Consider the following 20,981-nt stretch of genomic DNA (forward strand, 5'->3'; position numbering starts at 1 on the left):
GCAATAAGGTTTGGCTCGTAGTCAATTACTTTTAAAACTTCGTTGACTTTGTCCAAAGCAGTTGGCGAAACTTTACCTCTTTTGTGTAAAACTCTATCAACTGTTCCTTTTGAAACACCAGCTAAATTAGCAATATCCTTTATTGTATATTTTTTATCCATATTGAGCAAATATATAAAAACTTTGGTTTTGATTTTTTTGTAAGACTTAATTAACAAAGGATTGACTAATTATGAGTTTACATTCTTTAAAAGTAATTACTAATCTTTTTATGAGTGTTTTTTTAAATCAATTCAAAATATACTAAACAATAAACTTGAAATGTGTTCGAGCACATTTTATATCTTTTTAATTGTTTTATTAGATTTTAATCTATAGTTTCGTAAAACAAAAACTAAATAAACAGTTAGAATTACATATAAAAATAGCCTTAAACCCTATTAAAACAGCATTTTAACACCTCTAAAAAGTGAAAAAAATAATATCATTAGCTCCAGGACGAACGTGTCTTTTTGGAGACCATCAAGACTATTTGGGTTTACCTGTGATAGCGTGTGCTATTAATCGAAATATAATACTAACTGCTGTTCAAAATGACACTTCAGTTTTCAAATTGAACATGGAGGATATTAATGAAGTTAGGGTCATTGATATTCATGCTACATTTCCAGAATTAGCACCTCGAGATTATTTTGCCTCTTCCTTGAGAGTTTTGAGACGACATGGTTGCATACCAACCGAAGGATACAACATCACTATAAAAGGAGATATTCCTATCAATTCTGGAACCTCAAGTTCATCTGCTTTGCTCATGGCTTGGATACATTTTTTGGTTACCGCTTTTGGAGTTGATGCCGAAGTTACACCCGAATTTATTGCAAAAATGGGTTATGCTTCTGAAGTTTTAGAACACAGAGAACCAGGCGGAATGATGGATCATTACAGCATAGCTATGGGCAATATTGTACACATTAACACCAAGGATCCTTTTTCATACAACATTATTGGCAACGAATTAAAAGGCTTAATAACTGGTGTTTCTGGTGTGCCCAAGGAAACAATTGGTTTAATAGGAGAATTAAAAGGAAATGCCTTAATAGCTATTGCCATTATTAAACAAAATTTCAAAGATTTTGATTTAAACACATCTGAAATAGAAGATTTAGAGAAATATTACAATTACTTACCAGATCGATTAATTCCTTTTTTTGAAGCGGCCATCAAGAATTACCATTATACAAAAGAAGCTTTAAAAGAATTTAAAAAACCTACTCCAGACTTAAAGAAGATAGGTGCTTTAATGAATCAACATCATGCTGTTTTAAGAGATTTATTAAAAATAACTGTCCCAAAAATTGACGCAATGATCAATGCGGCATTAAAAGCTGGAGCATATGGAGCAAAAATAGTAGGCTCAGGTGGCGGAGGAAGTATTGTGGTACTGGCTGAACCCGGAAATGAAGCTCCTGTAGTGGCAGCAATACTGGCAGCAGGCGCTATTGAAGCCTACACAGTAACCGTAGATCCTGGTGTGAGAATACTAGAACAGTAACATTTTAAAAAATTAAGTATGCATGACAATCTAATTATTTTGGCTGGTGGTGCTTCTTCTAGAATGAAAAAACAAGTTACAGTTAATAATTTGAGTGAAGAAGAAATTACGCAGGCGAACGAAAGAAGTAAAGGATTAATTGGCGTTGGACCAAACGGAAGACCATTATTGGACTACCTTTTATTGAATGCTAAAAAAGCTGGGTATAAAAACATCTATATCATTATTGGAGAACAAGGAGATTTATTCAAAGAGTTTTACGGAAGTGAAAACAGCAACAATAATTTCAATGGCTTAACGATTTCCTTTGCAACGCAATACATTCCCGAAGGGAGAATAAAACCATTTGGCACCGCTGATGCCTTATTCCAAGCTACTGAGCAATATCCTGAATTGAATTCTCAAGAGTATACGGTTTGCAATAGCGATAATTTATATTCTACCGAAGCCTTATACGCACTTAGGAAAACCACTAGTCCAAATGCATTTATCAGTTATAACCGGGATGCATTGGAGTTTCAGTTAGAGCGAATTTCTCGTTTTGCAATAGCAAAGCTAAGTGAAAACAATCAATTGCTAGATATTCTAGAAAAACCAACTGCAGAGGTTTTAGAAAGCTACAAAGACACCGAAGGAAAATTAAGAGTGAGCATGAACGCTTTTAAATTCAACGGAGCGCTTATATATCCGTATCTAAAAAACTGTCCAGTTCATCCTGAAAGAGACGAAAAAGAATTACCAACAGTACTTTTGAACGCTCTAAAAGAGCATCCAGATACCACATTAGGAATTCCATTCTCTGAACATGTTCCAGATTTAACAGCCAAAGAAGATATTACCGAGGTAAAAGCCTATTTAAAAAAACACTATCCAATACTTAACTGGGAATTGTAAAACCTACAAACAAATAGCATGTCACAAAGTAAAAGCACCATAAATAATAAACTTGGAAAGACATTAATTCCGCTGGTTATTTTGACATCTTTATTTTTCATTTTAGGATTCGCAACTTGGTTGAATGGCCCATTAATTCCGTTTTTTGAATTAGCACTTGAACTGTCACCATCACAGGCTTATTTTATGGCTTTTGCCTTCTACATTGCTTATTTTGTAATGGCTCTTCCTTCCACTTGGGTTATAGAAAAAGTAGGCTATAAAAACAGCGTTTCGGTAGGATTGGTTGTAATTGCTTTGGGAGCATTTATGTTTTACCCTGCAGCCGAAGCACGTACTTTCCTCTTATTCCTAGTGGCTTTATTGGTTATGGGCACTGGTTTAGCAATTTTGCAAACGGCAGCAAGTCCTTATATAGTTGTTATCGGTCTCAGAGAAAGTACCGCAGCACGAATTAGTGTGTTAGGGATTGCCAATAAATTAGCAGGATTTATCGCGCCGCTGGTATTGACAGCTTTGGTGCTGTCAAACATGCAACAGTATACGGCCGATAAAATTGCCGTACTGGATCTAGCCACTAAATCTGCCGTGTTAGATTACCTTGCGCTACAATTACAGAGACCTTATTTGTATATGGGCGCTATTATTCTTGCCTTAGCCGCTCTAGTTAAACTATCCCCGCTACCTGAAATTGATCTGGATAAAGATGGAAAAGTATTAAATCAAAGCGTTTTTATACAGAAAGTAAATACTTTTAAATATCCCCAATTAGTTTTAGGTGTAATCACTTTGATGGTATACTTGGCTGCTGAAGTTTTGGCAGGAGATTCAATTGGAGGTTTCAGAAAACAATTAAGCGTATATGGTGAAAATGGTGATTTTTATTTAAAACTAGCTTCATTTACCATGATCGCAATGGTAATAGGATATATTTTAGGAGTTACGTTAATTCATAAATATGTTTCACAGATGACAGCACTAAAAACTTCTGGGATTCTCGGGTTAATTTCAGCACTATTAATTACTATGATCTCTGCTACTATATTAATTCAGTTACCTGATTTACCTACTTTGCCTTTAGTCATTATCTTAATATAGCAATTGGGACTAGTCAATGCTCTTTGTTGGTCTGCACTATGGCCAATGGCGCTTCAGGATATGGGCGGATATATTAGAATAGACAAGGCTCTATTGATTATGATAATCATTGGAGGTGCAATTTTCCGATTGGTTTATGGTTATTTGGCAGAAACCATCAACTTTGCTAATGAAGTCATGGTGTTACAGAAAAAGCAAAAAGTGGCAATCAAATTGCATATTTAATTTTAGTACCTTCTTATTTGATGATTATTTTTTATGCTTTTAAAGGATGCTAATACCGAAGATCGTCCAGAAAATAATTCTCGATTAAGATTAAAATCCATTTAAAATTCTAACAAAAGCATAGAAACTGATGACACGTATATTAAAACTACTCCATAAAAAAACCTGTAATTGCTTACAGGTTTAATTCAACTACGTTTATTAAATATAAAACCAACTAACTTATTTATTTCCTAAACTTTAATCTTCAGATACGATTGCAGAATTTCTGTCTGAAACTACCCTTAAAGCCACAGCCAAACCTTTTTCATTCAACATAGTCATATTCATAATATCTAATACTGCTAAATCTTTGGACACAAATCCATTAAATTTATTGTAAGATAAATTCATTTCCTTTAATCTAGTTAATTTTTTCAATTCCATAGGAACTTGTCCATTCATATTGTTATCAAACAAACTTAAGTTTTCTAAAAAAATCATATTTTCAATCTCTTTACTCAAGCCTCCCACTAATTTATTACTGTTTAGCATTAAGGTTTTTAAACCTTTAAGTTCATAAAGTGAGCTAGGAATCTCCCCTGTGATTTCATTATTAAAAAGCGACAAGTTTTCTAACTGTGTTAACAACCCCAACTGACTTGGTAGAATTCCAGATAAATTATTCATATACAATTCAAGAGAACTCAATTTATCTAATTGACACAATGAAGTGGGAATAGGACCAAACAATTGATTGAACGAAAGGTCTAAAATTCTTAATAACTTTAACTTTCCTAAAGATTGAGGTATGTTACCTGAAAGTTGATTTTTGTGTAAATTTAAAACCTGCAAATTCACTAAATTAGAAATTTCATTAGGAATCTTACCTGTTAAATTATTATCTGATAAATCTAACGCAATAACTTTATTATCCTCAATTTTAACACCAAACCATGATGTTTCTGAAGCACTTAAATCCCACTTCACTTTCCATTGTGGACCAGCTGTGACATGGTACAATTTTAACAAAGCCTCTTTTTCCTTTGGAGAGATTGCTGCAATAATTACATTGCTGCTCAAAAGAATCAAAAATAATAGTAAAGCTTTTTTCATACCCTGATTGTTATATTACATATTAACATAAAATTAGTTTTTTTACAGTTGTTCAGCAAATAAATCCGACGAACTACATGTTTTTTAGTTTTTAATAAAACAAAACCTTACATTTACGTAGTTTCATTTAGGGAAATACAATTTAAAACAGCCTACATAAAATATTGAACTAATGAAAATTCATTTACAATTACTAATTAACCATAAAATTCTAATACACAAAAACATAAATTCATTATTCGCATATCAATTACAGGATTGCATTTATAGCTGTTGCAAGCTGGATGTCTTTAAGTGTTACTCCACCAGCATCATGTGTACTGAGTTTAAGATGCACTTTATTATAAGAATTTGACCAATCAGGATGGTGATCAAAAGAGGTAGCAATAATACCTACTTGAACGATAAACCCCATTGCTTGAGTAAAATTCTTAAAAACATATTTTTTCTCTAATGCATTCTCTATAAAGTTCCAATCTTGCAATGCAACCAATTCATTTTGAATAGTCGTTTCAGTATATGTTTTCATAAATATTTTATTGATTTATAATCCCTAAAAGTGTACAGCTAAAGGTACAACAATTCTACACCACTGAGTAACAATGTTAAATATTGTTTAATCATCCCTTTTTAAACTTTTCAAATGAACTTCTGGTTTCCTGTAATAAATTTAGCTTTATACGTGGTTCAATTTTTAGAACAATACTTCAATGCTTTAATGTAAATCATTGAACATAAATAACTAATTTTGTATAAATATTTATACTCAATTTGGATTCATCATATTCGTTCAAAATTTACAACAATACCGCTTTATTACCCTTAAATTGGGATAATCTTGCTTCTACGACTGTTTTTTTATCCAAAAAATACCTTCAAGTACTTGAAAATGCTTGCCCTACAAATATGCAATGCCATTTCATTGGTATCTTCAACCAAGATGACTTAATTGGGATTGCTATTTCTCAATTTATTGATTTAAATGCACTTGATAGTTTTGGGGAACGTGATAACAGTATAAAGAATAGGATACGGAATTTTGTTTTTAAAAAAATAGCCTCGCATGTACTGATTATTGGAAACAATATGCTCACAGGTCAAAATTCATTTGCATTAAGTGCAGATGCAAACCCTGAAAAAGCAATACATACTCTTAATATAGCTGTCCAGAAATTAAAAAATACTTTTTCCCAACAAGGTATAAAAATACACATTACGTCTTTTAAGGATTACAATTCGAAAGAATTTGAACTGTTTAAAGTACCCGCTTTTCGAAAAGATTTCAAGTTTTCTACTCAACCCAATATGATTTTTACAATTGATGAAAATTGGCATCATGAGGTGGATTATATCAATTCATTATCGAAAAAATACAGAGATCAATATAAAAGAGGTCGTAAAAGGGCAACTGGAATTGAAAAAAGAAAATTGCCTCTAGAGGAAATCATAGTCCTTGAAGACACTATCTACGAATTGTATCTTTATGTGGCTAAAAATGCGCCTTTTAACACTTTTTTTCTACCCAAAAATCATTTTAGTGTTTTTAAAGAGCAGTTTAAGGATAAATTTCTTTTTTATGGATATTTCTTGAACGGAAAACTCATTGGTTTCAACACATTAATAAAAAATGGATCTATTATGGATACCTATTTTCTAGGTTATGATGAAACCATTCAACGAGAAAAAATGCTTTACTTGAATATGCTTTATGATATGATTGCTTATTCTATAAATAAAAAATTTAAATCAATTGTATTTGCCAGAACAGCATTAGAAATAAAAAGTTCAGTAGGTGCTAAACCGGAGATAGTATTTGGTTTGATGCGCCATGAATCTTCTATATTTAATCTTTTATTACCAAAAGTATTCAGATACTTAGAACCCGAAACCATTTGGCAAGAGCGTAATCCTTTTAAATAATTGAGAGATCGGTATAAGGAATAGCCACTTTCATTTGTCCTTTAAGTATTTCAATATTTAATTTGGTTTCTTTACCACAATACTCACCATCTATTTGAAAGTCTGCTGGAACATTAAGTGAAATTTGAGCTTTATTTGTTGATATAATAGCAACATCGTCATCATCAAGAGGCATATTTCCCGTTATTATTTTACCCAACAAGAGTAAATCCATATTTTTCAACACTACTAATTCAAATTTTCCATCATCCATAACTCCATGCGGATTTATAGTAACACCAGTACCATATTTTTGAGAATTAGCTATAACCACCATTCTAGCTTCGCTCACAATAGTTGGAAAATCTCCCGTAATAGTGGCTATAAAAGGATCATCAAGATCCATTAACGTTGACACGGTTTGCAAGGCATATCCCCACATGCCTCTTACGTTACTGCTTTCATAATTTTTTACCAACGCTGCATTAAGACCAATATCGCTTAAATGAATACTTTTTTTTCCATTGATTGAAATCATATCAATAGTTAGGTAATCATTCAAGAATGCAATTGATAGATTCTCCTCTACAGTTGTGGGTAAATTAAGATCAACAGCCAAACCATTGGCAGAGCCTGCTGGTAAAATTCCTAATATTACGTCCTCTTTTTCCATGGCTTCAGCAACCATTTTGATGGTTCCATCACCACCTGCAACGATAATTCGTTCAGGCTTATTGGTAGCATATAGATCTTTTATGTTTTGAATATCGTTTTCACCAGTAGTAGTATAAACTATGATATTCAAATTTTCTTTTGCGGCAAATTGAGATACAGATTCTATCAAGGCTGATTTATCGATATCTCCAGAAATAGGATTTACAACAAATAAGATATTCTTTTTCAAATTTCTTTTCTTTTTTTCGATTAAAACCTCTACTTTAACTTTTTTCAAAAATACAAAATTTATGAAGCCTATTTTAAAATTATACCGTGGTTATGCAAATGAACAAGAATTAATTGTCATGGGTCATGTATTTAAACCAACTACGTTAGAAGAGTATAATTTTCAAAAGAAAAACCTCAAAAATGCTACATCGGTAATCAAAATGTTTCAGATGAAAACACAAGCAAACGCCGATGTTTACTTAGAACTAAATGGTTCTAAAATTCACACTAAAACGCTTGATGATGGCTATTTTAAGTTTTGTATTCCACTAGATCCCAACAGCAATTATGGATGGATTGACTATGAAGTAAGCATGACTTATGAAAAAGAAACCATCATAAAAAAAGAAAGCTATATAAGGCCTCACAAAGGAAATTTAGGAATCATATCAGATATTGATGATACCTTTCTGGTTTCCTATACCTTTAATCCTTTATTGAAATTGTATGTCCTTCTTTTTAAAAACATTAACAAACGCAAAATTTACGATGATGTAGTAACGCATTACCAAGCGTTGAGCACTGCGGGTAGAAATAACGAGTCCGAATTCAATGCTTTTTTTTATGTTTCCAGCAGTGAATGGAATTTATACCGTTTTATTATCAATTTTACGGCAATTCACAAACTTCCAAAAGCGGTGTTACTATTAAAAGACATTAAAAGTAGTTTAACCGATTTTTTTATGACGGGCAGAGGCGGTCACAATCATAAATTCGAAAAAATTAAACACATTCTTGAATTTTATCCGAATCTAGAATATGTACTACTTGGTGATGACTCGCAGCACGATCCCTACTTATACGAATCCATTTGTAAAATATTTCCAGTAACGGTAAAAGCGGTTTACATCAGGCAAACTGGAAGTTCAAAAAAAGAAAAAGTCATATCAGCTCTAAACAACTTAACCACACTTAACGTTGCTGTGTGCTATTTTAAGGAAAGTAGCGAGGCTATTTCTCATTCTAAATCAATTGGTATTATCAACTAAAAAAAAGAGCTCCAAAAGGAGCTCTAAGTAACATTATAAATTATCAATTTCTTCTTGAATTATTTCCCAGTCTAATAATAATTGATCTAGATCTGATTTCTTTTTATTGTAAGCTGTAAAAAACTTAGCATCTTCAATATGTTTGTCATAATTAGAAGTCAGCATTTTATCATCCTGCTGAATGTCGCGTTCTAATTGTTTAATCTGACTTTCTATTTTACTCAATTTATTTTGAAGTGCTTTACCCTTTTTTTGATCTTCATAAGAGGTTTTATTGCTTTCCTTTGGTGCAGCAGCCTTTTCGATATCTTTTTTCTCTACTTCGCGCATGTTCTCCAAATTGCGCTGTTCCAAGAAATAATTGATATCCCCTAAATACTCCTTAATTTTTTGATCTTTAAATTCATACACAATATTAGACATTCCTTGTAAAAAATCACGATCGTGAGATACCAATAATAGAGTTCCTCCAAATTTTTGCAAGGCTGCTTTTAAAACATTTTTAGACTTAATATCTAAGTGATTCGTAGGCTCATCCATCAACAACACATTGATTGGCTGTAACAATAATTTACAAAGCGCAAGACGGTTGCGTTCACCTCCTGAGAGTACTTTTACTTTTTTCTCAACATCGTCACCTCTAAACAAAAACGAACCCAACATATCCCTAACCTTCATACGGTTAGTATCAGCAGCGGCATCTTCCATAGTCTGCAACAATGTAATTTCACCATCAAGATATTCTGCCTGATTTTGAGCAAAATAACCCAATTGCACATTGTGTCCTAGTTTAATAGTCCCTTGATACTCAAACTCGTTTACTATTGCTTTAATGAATGTAGATTTACCTTGACCATTTTGACCTACAAAAGCTATTTTGCTACCACGTTCTACTAATAAACTAATGTCTTTTAAAATCGTATTGTCACCATAACTTTTGGTGACATCTTCGGCCTCAATAACAACTCTGCCCGGTTCTTTAGAAACTGGAAAAGAAATATTCATTACCGAATTATCATCTTCGTCAACCTCAATACGTTCAACTTTATCTAATTTTTTTATTAAAGACTGAGCCATCGATGCTTTAGAGGCTTTGGCTCTAAATTTTTCGATCAATTTTTCGGTCTCTTCAATTTTTTTTGCCTGGTTCTTTTGAGTTGCCAATTGCTTTTCTCGAATTTCATGACGAAGTTCCAAATATTGTGAATACGGTTTGTTGAAATCATAAGCCTTCCCCAGAGAAATCTCAATAGTTCTATTCGTAACATTATCAAGAAACATTTTATCGTGAGAAACAATTACAACAACACCTGGATAATTTCTTAAAAAACTTTCTAACCAAATGATACTCTCAATATCTAAGTGATTCGTTGGCTCATCCAGTAACAATACATCATTAGCCTGAAGCAATAATTTGGCTAGTTCAATACGCATTCTCCAACCTCCAGAAAAAGTTTCAGTTTGATTGTCAAAAACTTCTCTTTTAAAACCCAATCCCAACAAGATTTTTTCGGTGTCTCCCACATAATTATATCCTCCTAAAAGTTCAAATCGATGGGTGTAATCTGATAAATCTTCAATAATTTGGCTGTAAGCGTCACTTTCGTAATCTGTCCTAGTAACAAGTAGATAATTTATTTCTTCTAGCTTTTTTTCAACAATTTTAATTTCAGTAAAAGCTTCATACGCTTCTTCAAGAACTGTTCTTCCTTGCTCAAAATCAATATCTTGACGTAAGAAACCCATTCTAATATCTTTCTCTTGTGAAATCACACCAGAATCTGGTGCAAAATCTCTTGCCAACATTTTAAGCATGGTAGACTTCCCCGCTCCATTTTTCCCAACTAGGCCTACTCTGTCTCCAGCACCTAGACGAAAAGTAACTTCTTCAAACAAATAAGTACCACCAAAAGAAACAGATAAATTGTGTATATTAAGCATGTATTATGATTTATTTCCTTAATGAATGTGTAAATTTGTAACAACAAACACTGCTTTTCAAAAAGAAAAAATTAATTTTTTGCAAATGTTAAAAAAAGGATCCAAATTATATAGTATTTTAACAGGAACTTGTCCTAAATGCCAGAATGAGAGCATGTATTTGGAAAAAAACCCATTTCAATTGACAAAAATTCTAAAAATGAAAGAAAATTGTAGTCATTGTGGATTGCGCTACCAAATAGAGCCTTCTTTTTTTTATGGAGCCATGTATGTTAGTTACGGACTTAATGTTGCTTTAGGAATAGCAGCATTTATTGTCTCTTTTATTTTTTTTAAAACGAATTTAAAAATAGCTTTCGCTGCTATTATAATTACCCTAGTTGTGACATTTCCATTTGTCCTTAGATGGTCTAGAAATATATACATCAACATGTTTATTTCTTATGATCCAAATGCAGCTACAAAAAAGAATTAAGAATAGTATTTAGATTCATATCGCCTAATATCAATAACGGGATCTAATATTTTTTGATTTTCAATATGGTTATATAATTCTTGAGCCATAGCAGGTCCCAGCATTACTCCACGTGTTCCTAGACCATTTAAAACATGAAAACGCTTATATTCTGGATGTGTGCCTATAAGTGGTCTCCTATCCTTAACCGTAGGCCTAACTCCTGCAAAATGAGCTTCTATAGTAAAATCACAAGATAATATCTCTTTAATACGATCAATGAGTTCTATTTTACCATCTTCTGTGGGAAAATCATCTTTCTCTCGCCAATTGTAAGTAGCTCCCACTTTGAATAAATCATTTCCTAAAGGCAAAATAAAAACACTAGTATTAATAATTACGTCTAGATCTAGATCGCTTGCTTTTATAATAAATAGCTCACCCTTAGTTCCATCTAAAGGTAAATAATTAAAATAAGGATTAGCATGTAACCCAAAACCTTCCGCAAATACAATATGTCTTGCTTTCAAGCCTTTATAAGAAACCCCCTCTTGATCTTGAATTAATTCATTGTAATCAAAACATTCTGGGATAAATACGTCTAGTTTTTTTAAATAAGTACAGAAAGATTCTAAAAAAAAAGAAGTGTCAACATAACCCGTTTGTAAAACTTCTCCATAGCCAAAAGGAGCATCTATTCCACTTACATTTTTATAAATCAAATTAGTGGAAAGAAAAGGCTCTAAACCTTTTTTATCTGCCGCTAAAAACCAATTATTTTGTTCTTCAACAGAATAAAACTTCCTTAAAATAGGAGTTTTAAAATCAAATTGTTTTTCGAGTGTTTTTTCTAAAATGGTATAAAATTCATTCATCACATCCAATTGTTGTTGCGCATTCCAAACTTCACTGAATCGCTTTAAAATAACCGGATTATATAAACCTCCTGCAATTTTAGATGAGTTTTGAGAATTATTATCAAAAACCATGATAGATTTTTGATTGCGTAAAGCATATTCAGCAAATGACAAACCAGCTAAACCAGAACCAACTATAATATAATCTAACATTTAAATAAAATAAATTTTAAAGAAAAGGGCTTCAAACAAAAAACTCTTACCACAAGGTAAGAGTTTTTTATGTTTATTGAAAACTACTAGTAGTTCCACATATCTGATTCAAAGTTTCGAATTTTATCTTTCACTCTTTCAGATTCTAACAACTGATTTTGAGCATTATCTTTCATGTACTCATCGATTTTTCTGTCTCCGTATACATTTTCTTCTTTATAAATAAAAGCATTAAAACGTCTTGAGTTTAAAATTTGATCAAATGAAATTGGCAATGCAGAGTTTTTATCATTAAAAGCTTTAGCATCATGCAATACCTCTCTAGCCGCTGGGAAAAAGATCCAAAATAACTCAATATAATCTTTCTCGTCACTGTTCATAGTATATACATCAGGAGTAACAGGACAAATACCTAACAAACGATATTTCAATTCACTTTGACGTTTGTCAAAATACCAATACCCTTTTATTTTATATTGTGTAACATTTTCAGCAGCAAGATTCTGAGTTATAATATACTCTTCAGAAACTTTACTTCCAGCATTAATTTGCTCTCTACCCGCATCCGTTGTATCAATTCTTGTTAATGAAGCTTGGATATCTTTAAGCGATTTTTTAGTGTTAAAATAACTATCCGTATATACTTCGGTTATTTTACCATTCTTAATTGCCTTAGACAATACATCATACAAAGATCTTCTATCATTACCTATGTTAGCAGTATCAATAGGGAAATACAAAGAAAAATTAATCTTTTCACTAAGATCTATAATTTCCCACGTTGTTTTACCCATCAACACGTCTCTATCGTGAACATAACCATAAGCAAGTGGCTTATCATTATCCGAGTCAAGTTGCGCAGCTGTTTTTAATCCAATTTGATCTGGAGTTTTCGCATTCAATAAATTGGATTGTGCACTTGACACAAAACAACCCGATAAAGCGACGATTGCGATAAATAAATTTTTGATATTCATAGTGGTATTCTTATTGATATTGAAAAGGATTTATAAAATCCAATTTATTATTGTATTTCAAAAATAACTGGAGCAGTTCTTGGTAATAAATAACTACCAGCACCGTCAAGTTTTGTTTTTATTTCAGAAATGGTAACTTGATCACCTCTACCTGCTTTAGAAAGTACAGCTTTACACTGAGCATTCAATTTGTTTCCTTGTACAACCACCGTTGGCTGGCCAGTAACCTTAAGGTTAAAACCAATAACACTTAGTCCTACTTCAAAATCAAAGTCAACAAGCTTAGCTCCTACAGTAGATACTTCTAAGTTAGATTTAGGCCCTTTAACAACACCCATTTCACCTCTAATTGTACCCGTTGGTCCAGGAATTCCTTTTATTCTGAATACTTTTTTATCAGATGCAACTTTACCATCCGCCATTTTACCAGAAACATTGATGATAACTTCATTACCAGCTCCAGGAGACATCACGTATTTACCGTTACCTACTTTTGACAATCCAGGTGCTGATGCATTTACCTGATTATCTGGAATACCTGCAAATGAAATAGTAATAGGGTTTTGAACACCTCTATAAACAACATTCATTTTATCAGCAGAGATAGTAGCCGAATTAGGTCTAGGAACTACAACATATTTACCAGCGAACTTCAAAGGAATGTTTTTACCATCCTCAAGGAAAGTAAACTGTCCATTAATAGATTGCTCACCCACATTTCCAGCAGTCATAGCAATTACAGCTTGACCGTTAACAATTTTACCTGGTCCTGAAAATGAAGTTGGTTTTGTGTTTTCATCATAACGTCCTAAAACTACTTTTCCAGTAACTTGCTCACCTTGAAAATATGCACTTTTATCTAATACAACTATTGCTTGATAATTACTATAAGATGCAGCAGCAACAGCAGCTTTTCCTAACAAAGTATTATAAACATCAGTCTCCATTTTCTTAACATCATTTTGCCAAGCAGATAATTTGGCCAATGAAGCAACAGCAGGAAAACCTTTAAAATTGTAATCTAAATAAGGAATTGAAATTCCGTCTTTATTTTTCACAGGCAACAAAGAGAATTTAGATTCAACTTCTGAAACAATAGAAGAAAGTTTTTTGTTACTTCCTAATGCAGCTTTCATATCTGCTTTATATTGTTCAACTGTTTTTACAACTTCGTTCCCTTTTGCAGAATAACCTGCGGGACTAAACCATGATTGATCTAAGTTATCGCCCTTATCCATTGACTCATAAGGTAATTTACCTGTTTCTGGGTCAACTTCAGTTCCTTTTAAAACATCAGTTTTTATGTTAGCGATGTAATCGTAAAATTTCTTTGTAATCGCTTCTACTTTATGAGCGGTTCCAGATGCAGCAGCAAATTCACCACCGGCTTCAGCAGCCTTAGCATCTAAACTCATCAACATTTGTGCGTTTGATTGTTCAGCTGCACTATTAGAACCTTCAAATTTTTCATTCATAATTCCAAAAGCAGATAATACTTCTTTGGACATATTTAATGCTAACATCGCGATGAAAACCAAGTACATCAGGTTTATCATCTTCTGTCTAGGGGTTAGTTTTCCTCCTGCCATATTTTCTAATAATTAGTTTAAATTAATATAATAGTTCGAAACTAATTATCCTTTATTGTTCATAGCTGAAAGCATTCCTCCGTAAACTGAATTCAAAGAAGATAAGTTTGAAGTTAAAGATTGCATTTGCTCTTTAAGCTTCATATTGTTTTGTGCTACCTCCTCATTGATTTGAGCATTTCTAGAAGCACTTTCCAATTGTACTTTATATAAACTGTTTAAAGATTCCATTTGAGATGCAGCAAGAGTTAACTCTTCACTGTATTTTTTTGTAGAAGCAATTGAATCTACTGTAGGAGCAATTCCTTTTGCAGCTGATTCAAAATTCTTGATACTGCTTCCTAAACTTGCCATTAATTCACCATCAATTTTAGCATCTTTAAGCATAGCGTCTAACTTTTGTGACAATAAACCTTGCGTATCAGCAATAGGCTCAGCTTTTTTAGCAGCTGGCTTAGCTTGTCCATTAGCTAATTCAGGATATACCAAAGTCCAATCTAATTCATCATCAACTGGTTCAAAAGCAGATAATGCAAAGATCAAGGCTTCAACAACTAGACCTATTGTAAGCATTAAATTACCTGTTAAAATACCATATTCAATGTGAGTAATTTTGAATAATGCTCCAAGGATTACAACCGCAGCCCCCATACCGTAAGCGAAATTCATTGCTTTTTTTCCTAATAATGCCATAATAATAAATTTTAAATTTTAATAGATTGGGTTTTTGTTTAATTTATTTCTTTTTCTTAACGTTTCCTGTAGTTTGAAGACCCATGTAATCTTGCACAGTCCTGAAGCCAATATAACTTCTTGCAGAATCAGCATATTCATAATCTCTTGTACTAACTTGTAGAAAGTAAGCAACATCTTTCCATGATCCACCACGTAATACTTTACGTTTGTTAGAAGCATCTAAAACATTTGGATTCATTGAAGAAACGTACTCATAAGCGTTTGAATCATACGCAGAGTCAGTCCACTCTGATACGTTTCCAGCCATGTTGTACAAATTATAACCATTAGGCTCATATGATTTAGCTTCTACTGTATACAAAGCCTCATCAGCAGCATAATCCCCTCTATTCGGTTTGAAATTGGCAAGAAAACAACCTCTATCATTTTTAGTGTAAGGTCCACCCCATGGATAGGTTGCTGATTCTAAACCTCCTCTTGCAGAATATTCCCACTCAGCCTCTGTAGGCAATCTAAATTGATTAATTAAATCTTGACCTTTAGTTTTAGATTTAATATAACTATTTTTATTTAATGTTCTCCAAGCACAAAAAGCTTTTGCTTGCGTCCATTTAACACCTACAACTGGATAATCACCATATGCTTTGTGCCAAAAATAATCATTATGCATAGGCTCGTTGTAAGAGTATGCGAAATCTTTAATCCAAACAGTAGTATCAGGGTATACGTTCACCTCTTCTGTTTTAATAAAATCTTTTCTACGACCTACTTTAGCTTTTGCAGCTGCTTGTATATCCATCCAAGAGTAACGAAACTTTAATTTATTAACGTCAATTGTTCTCAAACCATTGTAAGATTCTTCAATTGGAAGATACATAGAATCCATTACCTCAGTATATGCTTCATCAGGATATTCTTTCGGTCCTTTTGCAAGCTTTACTTTTCTATTTAATTTTCTACCAGCATATTGATCATCTTCAGTACCAATACTATAATAATTATCATACATATATTTGTCATATGCAGTCATTTTAGTAGGATCTGAATCGCTAAAAGCATAATCAGCTATACTTCCTGATTTACTTCCTTTACCAGATCCTGTTGTAGCAGGTTGACCATTTAAATCAGCCATTATTGCTAATTTAACTCTTATAGTTGAATCTTTAACCCATTCTACAAACTGACGGTATTCACTATTTGTAATTTCAGTTTCGTCCATGTAAAATGAACGTACCGTTACTGTTTTTGTAGGAGCATCCTCAACATTCGCTAAATCTGCATCAGATTTACCCATAATAAATGAGCCTCCAGGGACTAAAGTCATTCCGTATGGTTTCTCAGGGTGCCACTTTCCACCATTAATACCAACTAATTCCCCTTTATCACTTGATTTAGCACAGCTAATCAATAGGGTTAAAATCGTCGTAAAAGCTATGAACTTATTCATATAATTTCGGTTATCTATTCATTAAATTTGAGGGTGTAAACCTATTTATTATTTTTAACAAAAACAATTTTTTTATACTAAACAAATCGCTTTTTATAAAAAAATCATATATCTATGTTAAATATCTCTAAATAAGATTTTTTCTTTGTGCTTTCCACCACCTTTCTGGCAACTCATTATTGCATGCAAGGAGGTATTCATCGTATGAACATGGTAATAACGTATTTCTTTTTAATTTATTATTAACATTTGAAATAAATGGTATTTCAATCCACCATCTTTCTGTTTTATCGCTTTTATAAAAAATCAATTCTTCTTCATCCAGTGGCACAATGTACTTTAAATAAGACTCTTTACTGCCAAAAGGATATTCATTTGATCTATATTGAACTCCCTCAATAAAATACCAAATTATTTGCGCAACAAGTATTGATTCTTGATGAGTTCCATTAAAATTAAAAACACCAAAAGAACTTACCTTATCACTAATACCCGCATAACGGGCCAAAGAACATATTTCTTTACCATTAAAACCATTAGGCTGAAATGAAGTGAAATTTCCAGAATCCGAAGATTTAACAGCACTTAAATCAATACTTACAAGATCTGCATCTCTAAAAACGGGTTCTGTAATTACTATATTACTTGAAACTTCTCCAAGACGATAGGCATCAAAAAATAATTTTTCAATTAAATCAATTTCTTCTTGAGAATTAAAATACGTTTGATATCCTAAATTACAATAATTGAATAGATTATTTGGTTCATCAACAATTATTTTTGTTAAATAAGAAGTTGAGGACAACTCCTCTTCATCTTTTCCAAAATCAAATTTACTATCTATTGCTACAATATTTACCATTTGTTCCAGCACGTCATAAGCTCTATACAGACCGTAGGTAATATCTTGAGAACCTCCCAAGATAATAGGAATAACTCCTGATTTCAAGAGTTCTGATGCAATTTTTTTGACAGCAAAATGTGTGTCGGATACTGTATTTCCAGCTAGTATATTCCCTAAATCAGCAATTGACGTTTCCCAGTTGCCAGGGAATAAGCTATAAAGCTCCTTTCTTAAAGAAATTAAACATACATTCTTAGTTTCAAAAGATTGCCCTCTATTATCTAAAACTCCTATAATTGCTAATTTGATTTTGTTTACATCTGGAAATTGATCCTGTGTATGCATCACAACTTTACTCCCAAGTTGCTGTGAAGTCAATCCATAACAATATTCTAGAACCTCATCATCAACGGGTTTTAAAAAATCAAATTCCATTTATTCATTTTTCATCTTCACTACACTATTTCCTTAGAACTGTGTAGCGAATAAATTAAATTATTAATTATTTCTTTTTAACGGCAGGTTTTTTAACGGCTGCCTTTTTTGTAGTTGCCTTTGCTGCAGGTGCTTTTTTAGCAGCTACTTTTTTAACAGGTGTTTTTTTGGCAATCATTTCTTGAACTTCTTCAAGTGTTAGTTTTGACGCGTCTACATCTTTACTTAACTCAATTTTAATTTTGCCTTTTGTAATCACAGATCGACCCCAACGTGCTTTTTCTACAAGAATTCCTTCGTCTTCCCAATTGTGTAATACTTTATCTATATTTTTTTGAAGCTTATCTTCTATCAAGGCTTCAATATCTGATTGAGATAAATTATCAAAATTGTATTTTTTGCTCACATTGATAAATAATCCGCTCCATTTGATAAAAGCCCCAAAACGACCAACACCTTTCTGAACTCCCTCACCTTTATAAACAGCTATAGGCGCATCTGCCAAGGCTTTTTCATCAATTAATTCTTGAGCTCTTTTATAATCAACATCTAATGGGTTCTCTCCTTTTGGCAAAGATACAAATGCAGCGCCATGACGAATATAAGGACCATAACGACCGTTACTCACCTCAACTTCTTCTCCTTTATACTCTCCTAAATTCTTAGGCAATAAAAATAAATTCAAGGTTTCTTCAAGGGTAATGTTACCAATGTTTTGATCGTTCATCAAACTGGCGAACTTTTTATCTTCATCATCAGGTGCTCCTATTTGAGCCATGGGTCCAAATTTCCCTAAACGAACCGATACTGGTTTTCCTGTTTTAGGGTCAGTGCCTAGAATTCTTTCGCCACTTTCACGCTCAGCATTCGCTTCTACATCTTTTACAGTAGGGTGAAATTGATCGTAAAACTCCTGCATCATTTTGGTCCAAACTATATTTCCTTCAGCGATTTCATCAAAGTCTTGCTCTACTTTTGCCGTAAAATTGTAATCTAGTATATTTCCGAAATTCTTAACAAGGAAGTCAGTTACAATGGTTCCGATATCAGTAGGTACTAATTTCCCTTTATCTGATCCAGTATTTTCTTTAAGCGCCTTCTCATCTAGCTTACCAGATTGCAAAATCAACTGCGTATAATTACGCTCTTGACCGTCTAGATTTCCTTTTTCAACGTAATTCCTGTTAATGATGGTTGAAATTGTAGGCGCATAAGTAGATGGACGACCTATTCCTAGTTCCTCTAATTTTTTCACCAAAGAAGCTTCGGTAAAACGAGCTGGAGCTCTAGAATACCTCTCGGTTGCTGTGATATAATTATTTTGTAATTTTTCGTTCACTTTCATTGCAGGCAACATTCCCTCCTGCTCTTCCTCATCATCATCATGACCTTCCAGATAGACTTTTAAGAAACCTTCAAAAAGCAATACCTCTCCAGATGCAGTGAATATTTCATTGTGATTGCTCGCTTCAATTTTCACATTGGTACGTTCCAATTGCGCGTCACTCATTTGCGAGGCCAATGTTCTTTTCCAAATTAAATCATACAAACGTGCTTGATCACGGTCAATGTCTACCGTATGACGTGACATATCAGTGGGACGAATTGCCTCGTGCGCCTCTTGTGCTCCTTTACTTTTATTCACAAAAGTTCTTGGCTTAGAAAACTCTTTACCATAAGATTTGATAATTTCGGCTTGAGCAGCTTCCATTGCATCTTTTGACAGGTTAACACTATCCGTTCTCATGTAGGTAATCAATCCCGCTTCGTACAAACGTTGTGCAAGTTGCATGGTTATGCCTACCGGTAAATACAGTTTACGCGCAGCTTCTTGTTGTAAAGTAGAAGTAGTAAAAGGACCTGTTGGAGATTTTTTGGTAGGTTTTGTTTCTAAATCTGCAACCTTATATGTAGAACCAATATTTTTGTTTAAAAAATCTTGAGCTTCTTGTTTTGTATTAAAATTTTTAGGCAATTTAGCCTTAAATATTTTTCCAGACTCATTTGTAAACTCGGCAACAACTGAGTAGGTTGCAACGGCTTTGAAATTTTGAATTTCTCGTTCGCGTTCTACAATTAAACGTACAGATACTGACTGAACACGACCCGCAGATAAACCTCCTTTAATTTTTCTCCACAATACAGGAGATAATTCATAACCAACTAAACGGTCTAAAACACGTCTCGCTTGTTGTGCATTAACTAAATTATAGTCAATCTCTCTAGGATTATCAATTGCTTTAAGAATAGCTGTTTTTGTAATTTCGTGAAAAACAATTCTTTTGGTTTTGTTTTTATCTAAATTAAGCTCTTCGGCAAGGTGCCAAGAAATAGCTTCACCCTCACGATCCTCATCACTTGCTAACCATACCATATCGGCTTTCTTAGCTAACCCTTTCAGCTTGGTGACCAAGGCTTTTTTATCTGCAGAAACCTCATACTTAGGCTTAAAATTATGATCTACATCTACTCCTATTTCCTTAGAAGGTAGATCAGCAATGTGCCCGTAACTGGACTCCACTTGATAATCTGCACCTAGGAATTTTTCGATTGTTTTTGCCTTTGCTGGGGACTCTACTATAACTAAATTCTTTGCCATTCGTCTATTTTTCTGGGACAAAAGTATCTATTTTTTTTAAATATTAAGCTTTTGAAATAACATTTGAATTAATTGACCCTTATTCATAGCTACTTTCATGTAGTCAATAAACCCTTTTAGGTATGTTTACTAAATACTACCTATATTGCATTTAAGATTAATCGAATTTAAATTAAACACTAAATATGTAAGCAAAAAAAAGTGGTATTTCCCGTTTAAAATAATCATCAGA

General features: G+C 32.9%; 19 protein-coding genes. 7 read left to right on the forward strand and 12 right to left on the reverse strand.

The features are described from left to right. Positions 1–161, reverse strand: a 161-nt coding sequence (locus tag DNC80_RS14605) for a LacI family DNA-binding transcriptional regulator (RefSeq protein ID WP_182651845.1), incomplete at its 3' end; no start/stop codon positions are given. 308 nt (positions 162–469) lie between these two features. On the opposite strand from DNC80_RS14605, the gene DNC80_RS16135 reads away from it, so the two are divergent. Genes DNC80_RS16135 through DNC80_RS14625 form a run of 4 tightly spaced genes read left to right on the forward strand, consistent with a single transcriptional unit; the run spans position 470 to position 3,769 of the window. Next, positions 470–1,552 carry a galactokinase family protein gene (locus DNC80_RS16135; protein WP_182651846.1) on the forward strand — a complete coding sequence of 361 codons (1,083 nt, stop codon included), beginning with the start codon at positions 470–472 and terminating at the stop codon, positions 1,550–1,552. Between the two features lie 18 nt (positions 1,553–1,570). Beyond that, entirely contained in the window at positions 1,571–2,446 is an 876-nt protein-coding gene (locus tag DNC80_RS14615) for a sugar phosphate nucleotidyltransferase (protein WP_182651847.1), read from the forward strand. An 18-nt stretch (positions 2,447–2,464) separates the two neighbouring features. Then, entirely contained in the window at positions 2,465–3,544 is a 1,080-nt protein-coding gene (locus tag DNC80_RS14620; protein ID WP_182651848.1) for an MFS transporter, read from the forward strand. A 45-nt stretch (positions 3,545–3,589) separates the two neighbouring features. After that, on the forward strand, positions 3,590–3,769 hold the full coding sequence (locus DNC80_RS14625; RefSeq protein WP_182651849.1) for a hypothetical protein: 180 nt from the start codon (positions 3,590–3,592) through the stop codon (positions 3,767–3,769). A gap of 240 nt (positions 3,770–4,009) precedes the next feature. Here DNC80_RS14625 and DNC80_RS14630 read toward each other — a convergent pair whose 3' ends face one another. Both DNC80_RS14630 and DNC80_RS14635 read right to left on the reverse strand, forming a co-directional pair. Beyond that, positions 4,010–4,864 (reverse strand): Two component regulator three Y domain protein, encoded by an 855-nt coding sequence (locus tag DNC80_RS14630; protein WP_182651850.1) that lies wholly within the window; start codon positions 4,862–4,864, stop codon positions 4,010–4,012. Between the two features lie 250 nt (positions 4,865–5,114). Further along, complete coding sequence (locus DNC80_RS14635) at positions 5,115–5,393, reverse strand: 4a-hydroxytetrahydrobiopterin dehydratase (protein WP_144889227.1); 279 nt, start codon at positions 5,391–5,393, stop codon at positions 5,115–5,117. A 242-nt stretch (positions 5,394–5,635) separates the two neighbouring features. Between DNC80_RS14635 and DNC80_RS14640 the strand changes: the two genes are divergently transcribed. Then, positions 5,636–6,784: an 8-amino-7-oxononanoate synthase gene (locus DNC80_RS14640; protein WP_182651851.1), complete on the forward strand. Its 1,149-nt coding sequence runs from the start codon at positions 5,636–5,638 to the stop codon at positions 6,782–6,784. On the opposite strand, the gene DNC80_RS14645 is transcribed toward DNC80_RS14640, so the two are convergent. After that, positions 6,777–7,715, reverse strand: a complete 939-nt coding sequence (locus DNC80_RS14645) for a diacylglycerol kinase family protein (RefSeq protein WP_370628772.1) — start codon at positions 7,713–7,715, stop codon at positions 6,777–6,779. The two genes, DNC80_RS14640 and DNC80_RS14645, sit on opposite strands and share 8 nt — an antisense overlap. Before the next feature lie 13 nt (positions 7,716–7,728). Here DNC80_RS14645 and DNC80_RS14650 point away from each other — a divergent pair, with 13 nt between their 5' ends. Further along, complete coding sequence (locus DNC80_RS14650) at positions 7,729–8,697, forward strand: App1 family protein (RefSeq protein WP_182651852.1); 969 nt, start codon at positions 7,729–7,731, stop codon at positions 8,695–8,697. A gap of 33 nt (positions 8,698–8,730) precedes the next feature. On the opposite strand, the gene DNC80_RS14655 is transcribed toward DNC80_RS14650, so the two are convergent. After that, on the reverse strand, positions 8,731–10,638 hold the full coding sequence (locus tag DNC80_RS14655) for an ABC-F family ATP-binding cassette domain-containing protein (RefSeq protein WP_182651853.1): 1,908 nt from the start codon (positions 10,636–10,638) through the stop codon (positions 8,731–8,733). A gap of 85 nt (positions 10,639–10,723) precedes the next feature. On the opposite strand from DNC80_RS14655, the gene DNC80_RS14660 reads away from it, so the two are divergent. After that, complete coding sequence (locus tag DNC80_RS14660; RefSeq protein WP_182651854.1) at positions 10,724–11,113, forward strand: DUF983 domain-containing protein; 390 nt, start codon at positions 10,724–10,726, stop codon at positions 11,111–11,113. Here DNC80_RS14660 and DNC80_RS14665 read toward each other — a convergent pair. The 7 genes from DNC80_RS14665 to topA form a co-directional block, all read right to left on the reverse strand. Next, positions 11,110–12,162, reverse strand: a complete 1,053-nt coding sequence (locus DNC80_RS14665; RefSeq protein ID WP_182651855.1) for an FAD-binding oxidoreductase — start codon at positions 12,160–12,162, stop codon at positions 11,110–11,112. The two genes, DNC80_RS14660 and DNC80_RS14665, sit on opposite strands and share 4 nt — an antisense overlap. An 86-nt stretch (positions 12,163–12,248) precedes the next feature. Continuing rightward, complete coding sequence (gene gldN, locus DNC80_RS14670; RefSeq protein WP_182651856.1) at positions 12,249–13,139, reverse strand: gliding motility protein GldN; 891 nt, start codon at positions 13,137–13,139, stop codon at positions 12,249–12,251. 47 nt (positions 13,140–13,186) lie between these two features. Then, positions 13,187–14,728 carry a gliding motility protein GldM gene (gene gldM / locus DNC80_RS14675; protein ID WP_182651857.1) on the reverse strand — a complete coding sequence of 514 codons (1,542 nt, stop codon included), beginning with the start codon at positions 14,726–14,728 and terminating at the stop codon, positions 13,187–13,189. A 45-nt stretch (positions 14,729–14,773) separates the two neighbouring features. After that, complete coding sequence (gene gldL / locus DNC80_RS14680) at positions 14,774–15,421, reverse strand: gliding motility protein GldL (protein WP_182651858.1); 648 nt, start codon at positions 15,419–15,421, stop codon at positions 14,774–14,776. 43 nt (positions 15,422–15,464) lie between these two features. Then, complete coding sequence (gene gldK / locus DNC80_RS14685; RefSeq protein ID WP_182651859.1) at positions 15,465–16,871, reverse strand: gliding motility lipoprotein GldK; 1,407 nt, start codon at positions 16,869–16,871, stop codon at positions 15,465–15,467. Between the two features lie 127 nt (positions 16,872–16,998). Beyond that, positions 16,999–18,150 carry a formimidoylglutamase gene (locus DNC80_RS14690; protein ID WP_182651860.1) on the reverse strand — a complete coding sequence of 384 codons (1,152 nt, stop codon included), beginning with the start codon at positions 18,148–18,150 and terminating at the stop codon, positions 16,999–17,001. 67 nt (positions 18,151–18,217) lie between these two features. After that, positions 18,218–20,749: a type I DNA topoisomerase gene (topA, locus tag DNC80_RS14695; RefSeq protein ID WP_182651861.1), complete on the reverse strand. Its 2,532-nt coding sequence runs from the start codon at positions 20,747–20,749 to the stop codon at positions 18,218–18,220. Positions 20,750–20,981 lie beyond the last annotated feature (232 nt).

The organism is Flavobacterium sp. SOK18b, assembly GCF_014156605.1.
GTDB lineage: Bacteria > Bacteroidota > Bacteroidia > Flavobacteriales > Flavobacteriaceae > Flavobacterium > Flavobacterium tiangeerense.